Origin of the sequence: Sulfitobacter sp. PR48 (assembly GCF_028807335.1) — a bacterium.
Classification (GTDB): domain Bacteria; phylum Pseudomonadota; class Alphaproteobacteria; order Rhodobacterales; family Rhodobacteraceae; genus Sulfitobacter.
This window is the reverse complement of sequence record NZ_JARAMM010000004.1, coordinates 32,191-47,136: the sequence shown is the minus strand read 5'-3', so window position 1 is coordinate 47,136 and position 14,946 is coordinate 32,191. Positions and strand designations below refer to the sequence as shown.

The window sequence follows — 14,946 nt, the reverse complement described above, 5'->3', positions numbered from 1 at the left end:
TGTTCAAAGTGCCGAACGCACAATTCGCGAGAATTGGGCCGGGGATACAATAGGTGCGTTTGATTGGGACTGCCGCGCCCGAACCGAGGGGCGGGGTTAAGCGAAGCGCCCGCCCCGTGGGGGCGGTTCGGGCGCTGCCCGACCAAGGCGGGCAAAAGAGCAACGGGGCAGGTAAGCACCCACGCTAAGTCTGTTGACTTTTCACCCACCCGACGTCAAGAGAGTTGGCCGCGAAGTCAGTAAGGTAGGCCGCTATTTTCTTTACAGGAATAGTTACGGACTGATGCCCAAAAACGTATGCTGCGACCTGATAAGAACCAAAGTGAAAACTAATCTTTCCTTCGTGAATGGAGAAACTCCTGAAGCAATCCCAGTCCGAGGTTCCTTCAATGATCCAATTTTCATCTGGTTCTCCATCAATCATTGCTCGAAGCGTTTCTGACAGTTGGGTTCGCGCCTCGGTCTGAATTACTTCAAGGCACGCGTTATCCTCGATGATATCTTTGAAAGAGCTGATCTCAATTAGTGGGGAAAGAAAAAAGTTAAATGTCTTAAATCCGGAGACAGGGTGAGCAGCGCCCGCGCCGTAGTGGTGAACTGTGTAGACAACGGACAGTATCCGACCGGAATTCACAACTTCTCCCAAAACCCAGTCCAAAGTGTTTGTACGGGACCACCTTGCCTGGCCAATGTTGTATAGTTCATTGTCTGGCACAAGTGCGCATGAACGCGAGTTCATAATTGAACGAGCGATTTCTCCAGAGATCAAATCATTTGCATTGTTAATGTTTGCATATTCATCGGACTTGAGGGCCACGAAGTCAGCATTGATTTCATAGCCCGGTATTCCATCATAGCTATCAGAGTATTTGCGGCGAGCATATTTCACACCGTCAATTTCGGTTTCTCGCAACTCGGCCTCACCAAGCTTCTTGAGTTGATCGCTAATAGAGAGACGCATATCTTCAAGACAATCAGGCGACTTTGCGTCCACAAATTGGATTCTCGAAAGCTCCGGCGGACGAACGACGTCATCCAACGCCACTGGGATTATGTAGACATCATCAATTAATTTCTCTTCGAGTTTCCGGAGAGAAATCTTTATTTCTCGTTGAACATAACCGCGACGATCTACTGAATTGTTTGAAAGAAAGAGCACAACGATCTTTGCTTGATCCAACGCTCGCTGAATCTCAAAGTCCCAATTCTGGCCGACGCGCAACATTCGGGAATCCATCCAAGGACGAAACCCCATCTGTTCGAGAGCATCGTAGTATGTTTCAACTCGGGCGCGGTCGGGAGAGGCATAGCTTAAAAATAGCACCTCACCCATCCATCTTCAATGCGCTGATGAAAGCTTCCTGCGGAATATCCACTTTCCCGAACTGGCGCATCTTCTTCTTGCCCGCCTTCTGCTTCTCCAGCAGCTTCTTCTTCCGGGTCGCGTCCCCGCCGTAACATTTGGCCGTCACGTCCTTGCGCATGGCACTCAGCGTCTCGCGGGCGATGACCTTGCCGCCAATCGCCGCCTGGATCGGGATCTTGAACATGTGGCGCGGGATCAGGTCTTTGAGCTTTTCGACCATGGCGCGGCCCCGCGTCTCTGCCCGGTCGCGATGGACCATGGTGGACAGCGCATCGACAGGTTCGTCATTCACCAGGATCTGCATCTTGACCAATGCGTCCTGGCGGTAGCCGATCATCGCGTAGTCAAAGCTCGCATAGCCCTTGGTCACCGATTTCAGCCGGTCGTAGAAATCGAACACCACCTCGTTCAGCGGCAGGTCATAGACCACCATCGCGCGCGACCCGGCATAGGTCAGGTCCATCTGGATGCCCCGGCGGTCCTGGCAGAGTTTCAGCACGTCCCCAAGGTATTCGTCCGGCACCAGGATCGTCGCCTTGATGCGCGGCTCTTCGATGTGGTCGACATAGGTGAGATCGGGCATGTCGGCAGGGTTGTGCAACTGATCGACCTGACCGTCCTTCATGTGGATGTTATAGATGACCGAAGGCGCGGTGGTGATCAGGTCGATGTCATATTCACGCTCGATCCGGTCGCGGATGACTTCAAGGTGCAGCAGCCCCAGAAACCCGCAGCGGAAGCCGAAACCCAAAGCCGCACTGGTTTCCATCTCGAAGCTGAAGGAGGCGTCGTTGAGCGCGAGTTTCTCGATGCTGTCGCGCAGGTCTTCGAAGTCATTGGCATCCACCGGGAAGAGGCCGCAGAAGACAACCGGTTGCGCAGGTTTGAAACCCGGCAGCGCCTTGTCGGTGCCTTTCTTCTCATGCGTGATCGTGTCGCCGACACGGGTGTCGCGCACCTGTTTGATCGAAGCGGTCAGGAACCCGATTTCGCCCGGTCCCAGCACGTCGATCTCCGTCATCACCGGGCGGAAGACACCGATGCGGTCGACGTGATGAACCGATCCGTTCTGCATCATCTTGATGCGGTCGCCCTTTTTCAACTGACCGTCCATGATGCGGACCAGGACGATGACGCCGAGATAGCTATCGTACCAGCTGTCCACCAGCATCGCCTTCAGGGGCGCATCCAGCGTGCCCTTGGGCGCGGGCAGATGGTGCACGATGGCTTCCAGCGTCTCATGGATGCCCTGCCCGGTCTTGGCCGAGACGCGGATCGCGCCCGAGGCGTCGATGCCGATCACATCCTCGATCTGTTCGGCCACGCGGTCGCACTCGCTGGCCGGCAGGTCGATCTTGTTGAGGATCGGCACGATCTCGTGGTCCGCGTCGATGGCGTGATAGACGTTGGCGAGCGTCTGCGCCTCGACCCCCTGGGTGCTGTCGACGACCAGCAGCGATCCTTCGACCGCGCGCATGGAGCGTGACACCTCATAGGCAAAGTCGACGTGGCCGGGCGTGTCGATCAGGTTGAGGACGTAATCCTCGCCATTGTCGGCGGTATAGTTGATCCGCACGGTCTGGGCCTTGATGGTGATGCCCCGTTCGCGTTCGATGTCCATGCTGTCGAGCATCTGCGCCTTCATGTCGCGCAGGGAGACGGTATTCGTCTCCTGGATGAGCCGGTCGGCGAGCGTGGATTTCCCGTGGTCGATATGCGCGACGATGGAGAAATTGCGGATGTGTGAAAGCGGTGTCATGTATGGGGATATGGCGCAGCGCGGGGCAAGCGTCAATTGGTCAAAACACAGCGTAACAGGTTCATCCGGACGCGTCAGATGCGGCTGCAACGGCCGCACTTCATGGCCAAAGCGCCTTGCGACGGCCATTTTCCCGAATTTGCCATGCAAACCCTTCAGCGGGGTCCGAGCCGCACCGGTGGAACGGCGCGCAATCAAACGTGAATTGCCCCGCCATCCCGATTCAGGCATACTGCGCAGCAGAGCAAATAGGGACCATCAAGGGGCAAACCCCACGGTCCGGGCAGAGGGCAGTTATGATGATGCGTATCGGTGTGGCGCTTGTCGCCGTTTTGGGGCTGGCCGCCTGTGGGGGTGGCAGCAGGTATTCCAGCAGCAAAGCAACGGGTTACGGTGGCGGCTATTCACCCGCGCCGGTGGTTGTTCCCTTTGCAAGCGGACCCATTCAGAAGGCCTGCCTGGCAGACGGACGCAAGGAGGCTTCCAGAACCCGCTGCGGCTGCGTGCAGGCGGTGGCGGACCAGTCGCTTTCCGCCGCGGACCAGCGCCGGGGGGCCAAGATGTTCCGCGACCCCCATCAGCTGCAGGAAATCCGCCAGTCGGACAATGCCAACAATGAACGCTTCTGGAAGGCCTGGAAAGAATTCGGCCAGAACGCCGCGGCGATCTGCGCCCAGACCTGACCTCACCGGAAGGCGAAATTTTTACAGCGTTTCGGGATAGGCTTGAAACATCCAACATCACTTTTCGCGTTCGACCGAAGGGAGAGGCAGCGAACAAGTGATTCAGGTATATCCCGAAGCGCTATAGAAAAAATTTGCCCGGAGTTTTCCAAAACTCCGGCACCCTCAGAGATCGCGGATCCAGAATTGCAGGGGTTTCGGCGTCTCTTCGCTCTCGCCCTGGTCTTTCCAGTGAAACGCGGCGACCACGCCGTCAAGCGGCTGGTAACCCCGTCCCCGCCAGAAGGCATCGAGCGGGCGGTAGCCGGCGGGGCGCGCCGGGTGGTCCTCGGGCCGGATCACCGCGCAAAAGCAGCACCTGGAAAAACCCTGGGTGCGGGCGTGGCGCTCTCTCGCGTCAAAGAACCGATGCCCGATCCCCTGGCCCCGGTAGCCGGGCAAGAGTACGCTTTCGGCGCAATAGAACACCTCTGACAGGTTGATGCCGCTGGGGGCAAAGGCGGCGGCGAAATCATCCGCGTGATCCGTCAATGGCGTCCCGGTGCTGGCCCCCACCAGCCTTTCCCCGTCAAACGCCCCAACGACAATGGCCCGGTCGCTGTCGCGGTAACTTTGCAGATACCGCTCCTCATAGGCCAGATCCCCGTCGTAGAGATAGGGCCATTCGGCAAAGACCGCGATGCGCAGCCGCGCCACCTCCGGCAGCGCCCTTGCCAGCGCCGCACCGGTAAGCGGCGTGATCCGCAAGCCCATCTCAGCTGACCTGCGCGGTCCAGTCCGCCAGATTGTAATAGGTGGTGATGCGGCTGATTCTGCCGTCCCGCAGGTCAAAGAATGACCCCGCTGGCAGCCGGTAGCGCTGTCCGCGTGCCTGCGGCAGCCCCGCGTCCGTTTCAAGATAGCTGCCGTTGACCGTGTATTCCGCCGCCGCCCGCGTGCCCTCGGGGTCAGAGAAAACCACCATATCGGTCAGGTTCTCTTTGTAGCAGCGGCTCATATGGGCGCAGAAGTCCGCGAATTTCGCCTTGCCTTCGCGCACCTTGCCCTCGTTGACGTGATGGGCCACGTCATCGGTCAGGCAGGCCAGCATCCCGTCGGTGTCGCCTGCGTTGAAAGCATCGAAATAGGTCTTGATGATGTCAGCCATGGGGAATCCTAATTGTCAGGGCAAACCGGGTCGCCGAAGCGGTCGATCAGGCGGGTCATGATCTGGTCGCGGGCGGCGCGAAACTGAACCAGCTTGGCCTCGCGTCCCTCGCCGAGGCCCGTCGGGTCCAGAATCGGCCAGTATTCAACCTCAAGGTGGAAAAACCGTGTCAGCTCCAGCGCGCGGCGCTGGCTTGCCGGGGACAGGGCGATCACCAGATCGAAGGAAGACAGGTCATCGCCCCATTGTTCCATCTCGTCGAAACTGCGCGAGCGGTGGCGCGACAGTTCGACACCGATCTCGGCGCAGACCGCGATGGAAAAGCCGTCGATCTCCAGGTCGTTCTTGACGCCCACGGATTGCACGTAGGTGTCGGTGCCATAGAACTTCTTCATGATCCCTTCCGCCATGGGCGACCGCACCGCATTATGGTCGCAGCAGAACAGCACGGACTGGGGAAGCGCCGCCATCGTTCAGCCGCCGAAATGCAGGACGCAGATCAGGGTGAACAATCGGCGCGCCGTGTCGATGTCGATCTCGGCCTTGCCCTCCAGACGTTCCTGCAGAACGCGGGAGCCTTCGTTGTGGATGCCGCGACGGGCCATGTCGATGGTTTCGATCTGGCTGGGCGGCAGTTTCTTGACCGCGTCAAAATAGCTTTCGCAGATCTGGAAATAGTCTTTGACCACTTGCCGGAACGGCCCCAGCGACAGATGAAATTCCGCCGCCTTTTCGGCCTTCTCGGTCGCCACGTCGAACACCAGGCGCTTGTCGCGGATCGACAGGCCAAGGTGATAGGGCCCCTCGGGAACGGGGCGGTCGTCCCGGGCCGGGATGACAAAGTGGTTGTCTTCCAGCAGGTCGAACATCGCGACCTTGCGTTCCTGCTCTATCTCGGGCGTCGGGGGGGGCAGGTTGGCATCGTCAAGGACAATATGGGAGATGCGGGACATGGAAAGACCTCAGGCAGGAAAGTCGCATAGGCATAGCGCAGCGGGCCCCAAGGGGCAATCGCACTCGTATTATCGAATTTCGCGATAACGCGGGCGGCCTGCCTGGCCGAACGGGGGGGCCGGACGGCACCCGTCGCTCCCGCCTATTGGTTCAGCTTTTTCAGACGTGCCGTGACGCTCAGACCATGCGCCTGAAGGCTTTCGGAGGCTGCCAGGGTTTCGGCAGCAGGACCGATGGCGCGCAGGGCCTCCGGCGTCATCCGCGCCAGCGTCGTGCGTTTCATGAAATCCAGCACCGACAGGCCGGATGAGAATCGGGCAGAGCGCGCCGTCGGCAAAACGTGGTTCGGGCCGCCGACATAATCGCCAATGGCCTCCGGTGTCCATTGACCGAGGAAGATGGCCCCGGCGTGGGTGATCTGTGCGCTCAAGCCATCAGGGTCGGCCACGCAAAGCTCCAGGTGTTCGGGTGCAACGCGGTTCGACAGCTCCGCCGCCGTGGCGAGGTCCGGCACGGTGATGACCGCCCCGTTGTCGCGCCAGGACGCGCCCGCAATCGCCCGCCGCTCCAGCGTTTCAAGGTATTTGTCCACCGATGCCACAACCGCCTGCCCGAAAGCCGCATCCGTGGTGATCAGGATGCTTTGCGCGCTTTCGTCGTGTTCCGCCTGGCTGAGCAGATCAAGGGCAATGAAATCCGGGTCGTTTGCCGCATCCGCAATCACCAGGATTTCGGAGGGGCCAGCGATCATGTCGATGCCAACCTTGCCGAACACGCGCCGCTTGGCGGCGGCGACGAAGGCGTTGCCGGGGCCGGTAATCTTGTCCACAGGCGCAATGGTTTCGGTGCCATAGGCCAGCGCCGCCACGGCCTGTGCGCCGCCGATGCGGTAAATCTCCGTCACGCCGGAGAGCTGCGCGGCCAGCAGGACCAGCGGGTTCAGCACGCCATCGGGTGTCGGCACCACCATGGCAAGGCGGTTGACCCCGGCGACCGCGGCAGGGATGGCGTTCATCAGGACGGAACTGGGGTAGCTGGCCAGCCCGCCCGGCACATAAAGCCCTGCCGCCGATACCGGCGACCAGCGCCAGCCAAGTGTTGCGCCGGTCTCGTCCGTCCATTCTGCGTCTTCCGGCAATTGCCGCGCGTGATAGGCCCGGATGCGCGCGGCGGCGGTTTCAAGGGCGGCGCGTTCTGCGGTGGGTACGGTTTCGACGGCCTGCGCAACCTCATCGGCGCTGATCGCCAGTTGATCCGCGGTCAGGGCGATCCGGTCGAATTTCTCCGTCAGCTCGATCACCGCGGCATCGCCCCTTGCGCGCACATCCTCGATGATCCGGGCCACGGTGGCATCCACATCGGGGCTGTCCTCGCGCTTGGCGTTCAGCAGGGCGGCAAATCCATCCTCAAAGTCGGGCTGGCGTTGATCTAGAAACACGGGCATGGGCGCATCCTTTTGCTGGCCCGTGCATAGCCGCCACATCGCCAACCCTCAAGAGCGTGCGGGAGGTCGGGTGCCAAGCAGGGCATCGCCCGACCTGGAGGGCGTTCGGAACCTATACGCGGCGCAGAACACTTCATCACGCAATTCGGCTGCGTCCTGGCAGAGCGTGTAAAATCACCCTCCTGGGGGGAGGTCGGGCAATGCCCGGCCTAGGCCGGGTGGGGGCGCTTTTGGATCACGCTCCGGCTAACGGGACGGCGGGCAGTGCCGCAGTTCAGGTGGCGCGCGCGGCAGATGTCAGGATCATCATCAGGTCGTGTTCCGGACCGTTCGCGCCCATGATCGCGTTGGGCACCCGGCCCACCCGCACGAAACCGTGTTTTTCATAGATGGCGATGGCGCGCCGGTTCTCTTCGTTGACGTACAGTTCCGGCTGCCAGATGCCGACGCGATCCGCGTATTCCAGCACTGCGCGCAGCAACTTCTGGGCCACCCCCGTTCCCTGAGCATCCGGTATGACATAGAGCGGCCCGATTTCCCCGCGATGGGACGACCGCCCGGCATGACGGTTCATACCGATCAGACCGACGGGCCTTTTGCCTTGAAAGGCCAAGAACCTGTCACCCTGCGCCAGACGGTCTGCGTCTTGTGCCAAGGGGATCGCGTCATGCTCCGCCAGTGAAGGAATGAACGCAGAGGAGAACCGCGCGATACCGTCACGTCTGAGCGCGCGCCAGATCCTGGCGTCCGCGGGTGACGCGACGCGAACCTCAGTCGTCATGCCGGGGCAATTTGCCGGAGGGTGCAGCATAGGGCCGCGTCACGTCGCGCAGCGTGACCTCCAGCGCCTCGACGCTCAGCCGTATCGCCCCATCCCCGGCCAGTGTCAGGGTCACCTGACCGGAGGGCGCATCCGTTTCATCGAAACCGATGCTGAGCAGCGACAGGATCGTATCGGCATCGCCCTTTGTCACACCCTGCGAGGCGACCTGCTGCACGGTGTCGAACACCAGCAGTGATTGCACGCGCTCGGGCGCATGGCGTTCCTTGCCCGCGTCCTCCCACCGGACCCGGTTGAGAAGCAGCGCAAAGCGCGCGCTCTTGCGGTCCCAGCGCATTTCGGAAGCCGGAAAGACCGCATCCTGCGTCAGCGATGCAATGACCCTGAGATCCTCCGCATCCAGCGCACCGATGTTCAGCGGGGCCTCGCGGCCGTCTTCAAACCTTGCGTCCTCGGTCATGCGTCCTTGATCCGTTCAATATCGGCGCCCACGCCCGAAAGCTTGGCCACCACATGTTCATAACCCCGGTCCAGATGGTAGACCCGCGCAACCTTGGTTTCGCCCTCTGCCGCCATCCCGGCAAGAATCAGCGAGATCGACGCGCGCAGGTCCGTCGCCATGACCGGCGCACCCTTGAGTTTCTGCACCCCCTTGACCGTCGCATGGCCACCATGCACTTCGATATCGGCCCCCATGCGGATCAGTTCCGGCGCATGCATGAAGCGGTTCTCGAAAATCTTCTCCTCCAGCACCGACGTGCCCTCTGCGGTGCAGAGAAGCGCCATCATCTGCGCCTGCAGATCGGTCGGGAAACCGGGAAAGGGGGCGGTTGTGACGTCAACCGCGCGGATGCGGCCATTCTTGCGCGCGACTTTCAGCCCCTTGTCCGTTTCGGTCACGGAAATACCCGCCGCGTCCAGCTTTTCGCAAAAGGCTTCCAGCAGGTCGATCCGCCCGCCCAGGCATTCCACCTCGCCCCCGCAGAGTGCGGGTGCCAGCATATAGGTGCCCAGTTCGATTCGGTCCGTGACCACGCGGTGCGTTGCCCCGTGCAGACGGTCCACCCCCTGGATCTCGATCCGCGATGTGCCATCGCCCTCGATCTGCGCGCCCATGGCCCGCAGGCAGGTGGCCAGATCAACGATTTCAGGCTCGCGCGCGGCATTGTTGATGACGGTGGTCCCCCTGGCCAGCGTGGCCGCCATCATGATGTTCTCGGTCGCACCGACGGAGGCGAAGGGAAAGTCGATCACCGCGCCCTTAAGCGTGCCTCCGCTTGCCTTGGCATGCAGGTATCCGTCGCGCAGTTCGATCTCCGCGCCCATTTTCTCAAGCCCGTCGGTGTGAATATCCATCGGGCGCGCCCCTATGGCGCAGCCGCCGGGCAGAGACACCTCCGCATGTCCTTCGCGCGCGAGGAGCGGCCCAAGCACGAGGTTGGAGGCCCGCATCTTGCGCACGATATCGTAATCGGCGTGGGTGCTGATCGCACCATGCGACGACAGGGCCAGCACCAGCCCGTCCTGCAGCGATGTCGCCTCCGCCCCCAGGGAGCCCAGCAATTGCGTCATCGTGCGGATGTCACTGAGGCGCGGCGCATTGGTCAGCGTCAGCGGTTCCTCGGACAAGAGCGTCGCGGGCATCAGGGCAAGGCAGGCGTTCTTGGCACCCGCAATCGGAATTTGCCCCTGCAGCGCGCCACCGCCTTTGACCAGAATTGAATCCATCTTAACTGCTTTCCTCGTTGGAGCCTTTGCGGCTTTCCGTTGTGTCCTGTGCCGCCCGCGCACGCATCTGCGCCTTGCGCCGCGCCATGTTTGCCTTCAGCGCGGCCTTGAGCCGATCCTCACGCGGGGATGCTTTTTTGACGGGTATTTTCGGGTCCTGCCGCTCTGCCATGCAGCGTGTCTAACTCAGCGGCCCCGAGCCGTCCAGATTGGGGTTGCACGATTGTCGGTTTGCGTCTAATCACCCCGCTCATCGGCGCTGCTGTAGCTCAGAGGTAGAGCACTCCCTTGGTAAGGGAGAGGTCGAGAGTTCAATTCTCTCCAGCAGCACCATTGACCGCCTCCTCCGAAAATACCCAAGGCCCTGATAGGCAACACTTTTCAGTGCCCGCCACATGCCGCAATTCGAGCGGATGCAAAGCTCTCTGCTGAGGCGAGCCTGAGCAGCGACCCACGCCGCGCAGATTCCACGATTTGTCATAGACTTCAACGCCCTGAGGAATTATCGGAGCGCGTTCAATGCCCCTCCAGACGTCCCTTTGTGGGATGAAACTTTTTCAGCGGCCCCAAAAGCAGGTTCTCGGCGCCTGCCAGCCTTTCGAATCTGGTTTCAGAGCCTGAGCGGAGACACCGCTGGCTTGAACGATCCAGCCAGCCACCCGGCTTGGCATCTCAGGTCGCACCGGACCTTCCCTGCAACCTGCAGACAGGACCCGATTACCAGATCAATCCGGTTCGCCGGATTGGGGATCAGACCTTCCGTTCAATCCGTTCAGGATCGCGCAATGCGGATCGTCGTCGCCGGGGCATTGGGAGATCAGTGCTTCCAGCTGCCCTTCCAGCGCCTGCAACTGGCCGATCTTTGATCGCACGGTGTCAAGATTCCGCAGCGCCAGCGCCTTTACATCGCGGCTGGCCCGCGCGGGATCGGCGTTGAGGTCCAGAAGCCTGCGGCATTCCTCCAGCCCGAAACCCAGATGCCGGGCCTGAGCCAGCATCCGCAATTGCGTGATCTGCTGGTCGCCGAAATCCCGGTAGCCGTTTTCGGCCCGTTCCGGTTCCACAAGGCCGATTTCCTCGTAGTAGCGGATCGTCTTGACGCTCAGACCCGTCTCGGTGGCGGCCCGTCCGATGTTCATGGGCAAACTCCATTTCCCCCCGGTACGGGTTCCACCTGCCGAAGGCTCAATTCAGATTCATCCTCTGCCGACAACATAAGAGTTCCGTCACCTTTCACAACTTCTGCGCCCTGAGCCGCAGCGCGTTGCCGATGACCGATACGGAGGACAGGCTCATCGCGGCGGCCGCGACCATGGGCGACAGAAGCAGCCCCAGGAAGGGGTACAAGATTCCCGCGGCAATCGGCACACCGGCAGAGTTGTAGACAAAGGCAAAGAACAGGTTCTGGCGAATGTTGCGCATCGTCGCCTCCGCCAGCTTCCGGGCGCGCAGGATGCCGGTCAGCTCGCCCTTGACCAGCGTGATCCCGGCACTTTCCACCGCCACATCCGCTCCGGTGCCCATGGCGATGCCCACATCGGCCTCTGCCAGTGCCGGGGCGTCGTTGACACCGTCCCCGGCCATGGCGACCGACAGGCCCTCGCCCTTCAGTTTCCTGACCAGGGCCGCCTTTCCCTCCGGGCTGATGCCCGCATGTACCTCGTCGATCTGCAATTCCCGCGCAACAGCCTCGGCGGTGCCTTTGGCATCCCCCGTGGCCATGACGATGCGCAGGCCAAGGTCATGCAGCGCACGGATCGCCTCGGGCGTTGTCTCCTTGATCCGGTCGGCGACAGCAACCAGACCGGCCAACTGCCCGTCCAGGGCCACGAACATCGCGGTCTTGCCCTCTGACTGCAGCCGCTCTGCCCGACCGGCAAGCGCCCCGGTCTGCACCGAGAGATCCGCCATCAGCGCCGCATTGCCCAGCGCCACCTTGCGGCCCTCCACCGTCCCGGTCACGCCCTTGCCGGTGACCGCCTCGAAATCGCTGCAATCCTTCCGGGCCGCGCCACGCTCTTTCGCCCCGGCGACAAGCGCCTCGGCCAGCGGGTGTTCGGAGCCACGCTCCAAGGCCGCGACCAGGGACATCAGTTCAGCCTCGTCCATGCCTTGCGGTACCACGTCGGTCAGGCTCGGCCTGCCTTCCGTCAGCGTGCCGGTCTTGTCGACAATCAGCACATCCACCTTGGCGAAACGTTCCAGCGCCTCCGCGTCACGGATCAGCACCCCGGCATGGGCCCCGCGCCCGGAGGCCACCATGATCGACATCGGCGTCGCAAGGCCCAGCGCACAGGGGCATGCGATGATCAGGACAGAAACCGCCGCCACAAAGGCATAGGAGAGCGCGGGCGACGGGCCAAAGGCCCACCAGGCGGCAAAGGCCAACAGGGCACAACCCACCACGGCGGGCACAAAATAACCTGCCACCCGGTCGGCCACCGCCTGGATCGGCGCGCGGGAACGTTGCGCGCTGGCGACCATCTGCACGATCCGGTTCAGGGTGGTATCCTCCCCCACATTCTGCGCTTCCATCAGGAAGGAACCCGACTTGTTCAGCGTCCCGCCGGTCACCGCTTCGCCCGCGGTTTTCTCGACCGGAACAGGCTCCCCGGTGATCATGCTTTCATCGACGGAGGACCGCCCCTCGGTCACCACGCCATCGACCGGCACGCTTTCACCTGGCCGCACCCGCAGGATATCGCCGCTTTGCACCTCTTCCAGTGGCACATCCTCTTCCGCCTCGCCCGATACCCGGCGCGCCGTCTTGGGCGCGAGGTCCATCAAGGCGCGGATCGCGTCACCGGTGCGTTCGCGCGCCGCCAGTTCCATCACCTGCCCGACCAGCACAAGCACAAGGATCACTGCCGTCGCCTCGAAATAGACCGGCGTCATGCCCATGCCATCCTGCATCTGCGCGGGCAGGAGAGCGGGGACAAGCAGTGAAACGATGGAAAACAGATAGGCCGCCCCCGTGCCCAGGCCGATCAGCGTCCACATGTTCGGGCTGCGGTTCAGGGCGGAATTCCATGCGCGTCTGAAGAAGATGCGGCAGAACCAGACCACCGGTGTCGCCAGGGCAAACTGGAGCCAGCCAAAGGCCCGATGCCCGATCCATTCGGCAAAGGGAATGCCGACATGAGACCCCATTTCCAGCAGGAAAACCGCCAGCGCCAGCGGCGCGGTGATCCAGAGCCGCCGTTTGAAATCGACGTATTCGGGGTGCGGGCCACTGTCGAGGCTGGGTGTCATCGGCTCCAGGGCCATGCCGCAGATCGGGCAGTCGCCGGGATGATCCTGCACGATTTCAGGATCCATCGGACAGGTGTACATCGTGCCTTCCGGGGCCGGTTCGGGCGCGGGCCGGTCGCCAAGGTAGTTTTCCGGCGTCGCATCGAATCTGTCCTGGCACTTGGCAGAGCAGAAATAGAACCGCTCGCCTGCGTGCTTAGACATATGGGCTGCCACTGCCCTTTCCACCGTCATGCCGCACACCGGGTCGGTTGCGCTGCGATAGGCTTCGGGGTCGGCCTCGAACTTGTTCATGCAACCGGCACAGCAAAAATGATAGGTCCGGCCATCATGCACCGCTGTCGGTTTGCCCGCATCCGGATCAACCGTCATCCCGCAAACGGGGTCGCGGATGATGTCATTGTCAGATTGCCCGTTCCGGGGTGCCTGCGCGTCGGCCATGGCGGATACCTTCCTCGTTCAGTCGTGGTGTTAACAGCGATGTAGGGTCTCCAGTAGCTGGAGGGTCAAGGGGCACTTCCGCTACATTTGTCGGATTTTCCGTCTATCTGCTTGCAGACACCTGAATTGGCCGTTTTTCTGACGACGACAGAAACACCTGACACCTGCTGTCCTGACCTGCCCCGGCCGATCAGACGCGCAAAGGAACAGCCCATGAAGACAATCCAGCTTGGCCCCGATGGCCCATCCGTTTCACAATTCGGCATCGGCGCGATGTCCTTTGCCGGCATCTATGGGGATGCCAGCGTCGCGGACAGCCACGCGGTGCTGGACGCCTGCCGCGCGGCGGGCGTCAGCCATATCGACACATCGAATGTCTATGGCAACGGACGCTCGGAAGAGATCATCGGAGACTGGTTCGCCAGGACACCCGGCGCGCGGCAGGACATGGTTCTGGCGACAAAGGCGGGCATCACCCGGTCACCGGACCGGCGGTTCAACAATGATCCTGACTATCTGGAGGCCTCGCTGGACGAAAGCCTGCAAAGGCTGGGGGTGGATCATGTCGATCTGTTCTATATCCACCGTTACGACCGCAGCCACAGCCCCGAAGAGGTGGCAGGCACGCTGAAACGCCTGATGGACAAGGGCAAGACGCGTGCTGTCGGCTTTTCCGAAATCGCACCATCCACCCTGCGCCGGGCCTTTACCGAATGCCCCATTGCGGCGGTGCAATCGGAATATTCCCTGTCCACCCGCGCGCCGGAACTGGGGCTGGTGCAGAGCTGCCGCGCGCTTGGCACCACGCTGGTTGCCTTTTCACCGGTCGGACGCGCCTTTCTGACCGACGCGCCCTTCAGCTTTGACAAGGTGCAATCGCTGGCCTTCACCAAGGGCAATCCGCGGTTCATGCAGCCGAACTACGACGCGAATATCGCCGCCACGGATGGTTTCCGCGCGCTTGCGGCAGATATGGGGGAACCTGCCGCCGCCCTCGCGATTGCATGGCTGATCGCACAGGGCGACCGGGTTCTGCCGATTCCGGGGACAAAGGACCTGTCCCACCTGGCAGAGCTGATCCGGGGCACAGAAATCGACCTCTCAGCCGAGGATCTGGCGCGGATCGAAACCGTGCTGCCGGTCGGCTGGGCGCATGGTGACCGCTATAACGCGGCCCAGTGGGAAGGGCCTGAAAGATACTGCTGAAATCAGCAGCCACAGCCCGCCGGTTTGCCGCTGGAATCAAGTGTCCCTGAACAGCATTGCTGGCCATTGGTCAGCGAACAGCAATAGACCGTGCTGCCCTGCACGGTCTGGGCAGTGGCGCATTGCGGCAAGGCACCCGCCTGGGGCGAGGACAGAACGGCAAGCAGGGAAATGACTTTGGTCAT

The 14,946-nt window shown here is 61.8% G+C and carries 16 protein-coding genes and 1 tRNA gene; 3 read left to right on the top strand and 14 right to left on the bottom strand.

What is annotated here, in order from left to right:
* Window positions 1-184: 184 nt before the first annotated feature.
* Together PVW51_RS06600 and lepA are read right to left on the bottom strand one after the other, a co-directional pair.
* The gene (locus tag PVW51_RS06600) at window positions 185-1,333 is read right to left on the bottom strand and encodes a TIR domain-containing protein (protein WP_274574144.1); all 1,149 of its coding nucleotides are present in this window, start codon (window positions 1,331-1,333) and stop codon (window positions 185-187) included.
* Window positions 1,326-3,125: a translation elongation factor 4 gene (gene lepA / locus PVW51_RS06595; protein ID WP_274574141.1), complete on the bottom strand. Its 1,800-nt coding sequence runs from the start codon at window positions 3,123-3,125 to the stop codon at window positions 1,326-1,328. Before lepA ends, PVW51_RS06600 begins: the two co-directional genes overlap by 8 nt.
* Window positions 3,126-3,424: 299 nt before the next feature.
* Here lepA and PVW51_RS06590 point away from each other — a divergent pair, with 299 nt between their 5' ends.
* A complete protein-coding gene (locus PVW51_RS06590; RefSeq protein WP_274574139.1) occupies window positions 3,425-3,808 on the top strand; it encodes a hypothetical protein in 384 nt (127 codons plus the stop codon).
* A gap of 165 nt (window positions 3,809-3,973) precedes the next feature.
* On the opposite strand, the gene PVW51_RS06585 is transcribed toward PVW51_RS06590, so the two are convergent.
* The 9 genes from PVW51_RS06585 to PVW51_RS06545 all read right to left on the bottom strand — a co-directional run bounded on the left by PVW51_RS06585 (window position 3,974) and on the right by PVW51_RS06545 (window position 10,034).
* The gene (locus PVW51_RS06585; protein WP_274574137.1) at window positions 3,974-4,561 is read right to left on the bottom strand and encodes a GNAT family N-acetyltransferase; all 588 of its coding nucleotides are present in this window, start codon (window positions 4,559-4,561) and stop codon (window positions 3,974-3,976) included.
* Window position 4,562: 1 nt separating this feature from the next.
* Window positions 4,563-4,955 carry a ketosteroid isomerase-related protein gene (locus PVW51_RS06580; RefSeq protein ID WP_274574134.1) on the bottom strand — a complete coding sequence of 131 codons (393 nt, stop codon included), beginning with the start codon at window positions 4,953-4,955 and terminating at the stop codon, window positions 4,563-4,565.
* Between the two features lie 8 nt (window positions 4,956-4,963).
* A complete protein-coding gene (locus PVW51_RS06575; RefSeq protein WP_274574132.1) occupies window positions 4,964-5,425 on the bottom strand; it encodes an arsenate-mycothiol transferase ArsC in 462 nt (153 codons plus the stop codon).
* 3 nt (window positions 5,426-5,428) lie between these two features.
* Window positions 5,429-5,908, bottom strand: a complete 480-nt coding sequence (locus tag PVW51_RS06570; RefSeq protein WP_269367680.1) for a UPF0262 family protein — start codon at window positions 5,906-5,908, stop codon at window positions 5,429-5,431.
* Window positions 5,909-6,051: 143 nt separating this feature from the next.
* Entirely contained in the window at window positions 6,052-7,353 is a 1,302-nt protein-coding gene (hisD, locus tag PVW51_RS06565; RefSeq protein WP_274574119.1) for a histidinol dehydrogenase, read from the bottom strand.
* A gap of 274 nt (window positions 7,354-7,627) precedes the next feature.
* Window positions 7,628-8,134, bottom strand: coding sequence for a GNAT family N-acetyltransferase (locus tag PVW51_RS06560; RefSeq protein WP_274574117.1), 507 nt, complete (start codon window positions 8,132-8,134; stop codon window positions 7,628-7,630).
* Complete coding sequence (locus tag PVW51_RS06555) at window positions 8,124-8,594, bottom strand: DUF2948 family protein (RefSeq protein WP_274574114.1); 471 nt, start codon at window positions 8,592-8,594, stop codon at window positions 8,124-8,126. Before PVW51_RS06555 ends, PVW51_RS06560 begins: the two co-directional genes overlap by 11 nt.
* Window positions 8,591-9,862, bottom strand: a complete 1,272-nt coding sequence (murA, locus tag PVW51_RS06550) for a UDP-N-acetylglucosamine 1-carboxyvinyltransferase (protein ID WP_274574112.1) — start codon at window positions 9,860-9,862, stop codon at window positions 8,591-8,593. The genes PVW51_RS06555 and murA overlap by 4 nt, the downstream gene beginning before the upstream one ends.
* A 1-nt stretch (window position 9,863) precedes the next feature.
* Window positions 9,864-10,034 (bottom strand): hypothetical protein, encoded by a 171-nt coding sequence (locus PVW51_RS06545; protein ID WP_205388098.1) that lies wholly within the window; start codon window positions 10,032-10,034, stop codon window positions 9,864-9,866.
* Window positions 10,035-10,120: 86 nt separating this feature from the next.
* Here PVW51_RS06545 and PVW51_RS06540 point away from each other — a divergent pair.
* Window positions 10,121-10,195 (top strand) — tRNA-Thr (locus tag PVW51_RS06540).
* A 392-nt stretch (window positions 10,196-10,587) separates the two neighbouring features.
* Here PVW51_RS06540 and PVW51_RS06535 read toward each other — a convergent pair.
* Both PVW51_RS06535 and PVW51_RS06530 read right to left on the bottom strand, forming a co-directional pair.
* Complete coding sequence (locus PVW51_RS06535) at window positions 10,588-11,001, bottom strand: MerR family transcriptional regulator (protein ID WP_274574109.1); 414 nt, start codon at window positions 10,999-11,001, stop codon at window positions 10,588-10,590.
* Window positions 11,002-11,095: 94 nt separating this feature from the next.
* Window positions 11,096-13,555: a heavy metal translocating P-type ATPase gene (locus tag PVW51_RS06530; protein ID WP_274574106.1), complete on the bottom strand. Its 2,460-nt coding sequence runs from the start codon at window positions 13,553-13,555 to the stop codon at window positions 11,096-11,098.
* 213 nt (window positions 13,556-13,768) lie between these two features.
* On the opposite strand from PVW51_RS06530, the gene PVW51_RS06525 reads away from it, so the two are divergent.
* Complete coding sequence (locus PVW51_RS06525; protein WP_274574104.1) at window positions 13,769-14,761, top strand: aldo/keto reductase; 993 nt, start codon at window positions 13,769-13,771, stop codon at window positions 14,759-14,761.
* 2 nt (window positions 14,762-14,763) lie between these two features.
* Here PVW51_RS06525 and PVW51_RS06520 read toward each other — a convergent pair whose 3' ends face one another.
* A complete protein-coding gene (locus PVW51_RS06520) occupies window positions 14,764-14,946 on the bottom strand; it encodes a hypothetical protein (protein ID WP_274574101.1) in 183 nt (60 codons plus the stop codon).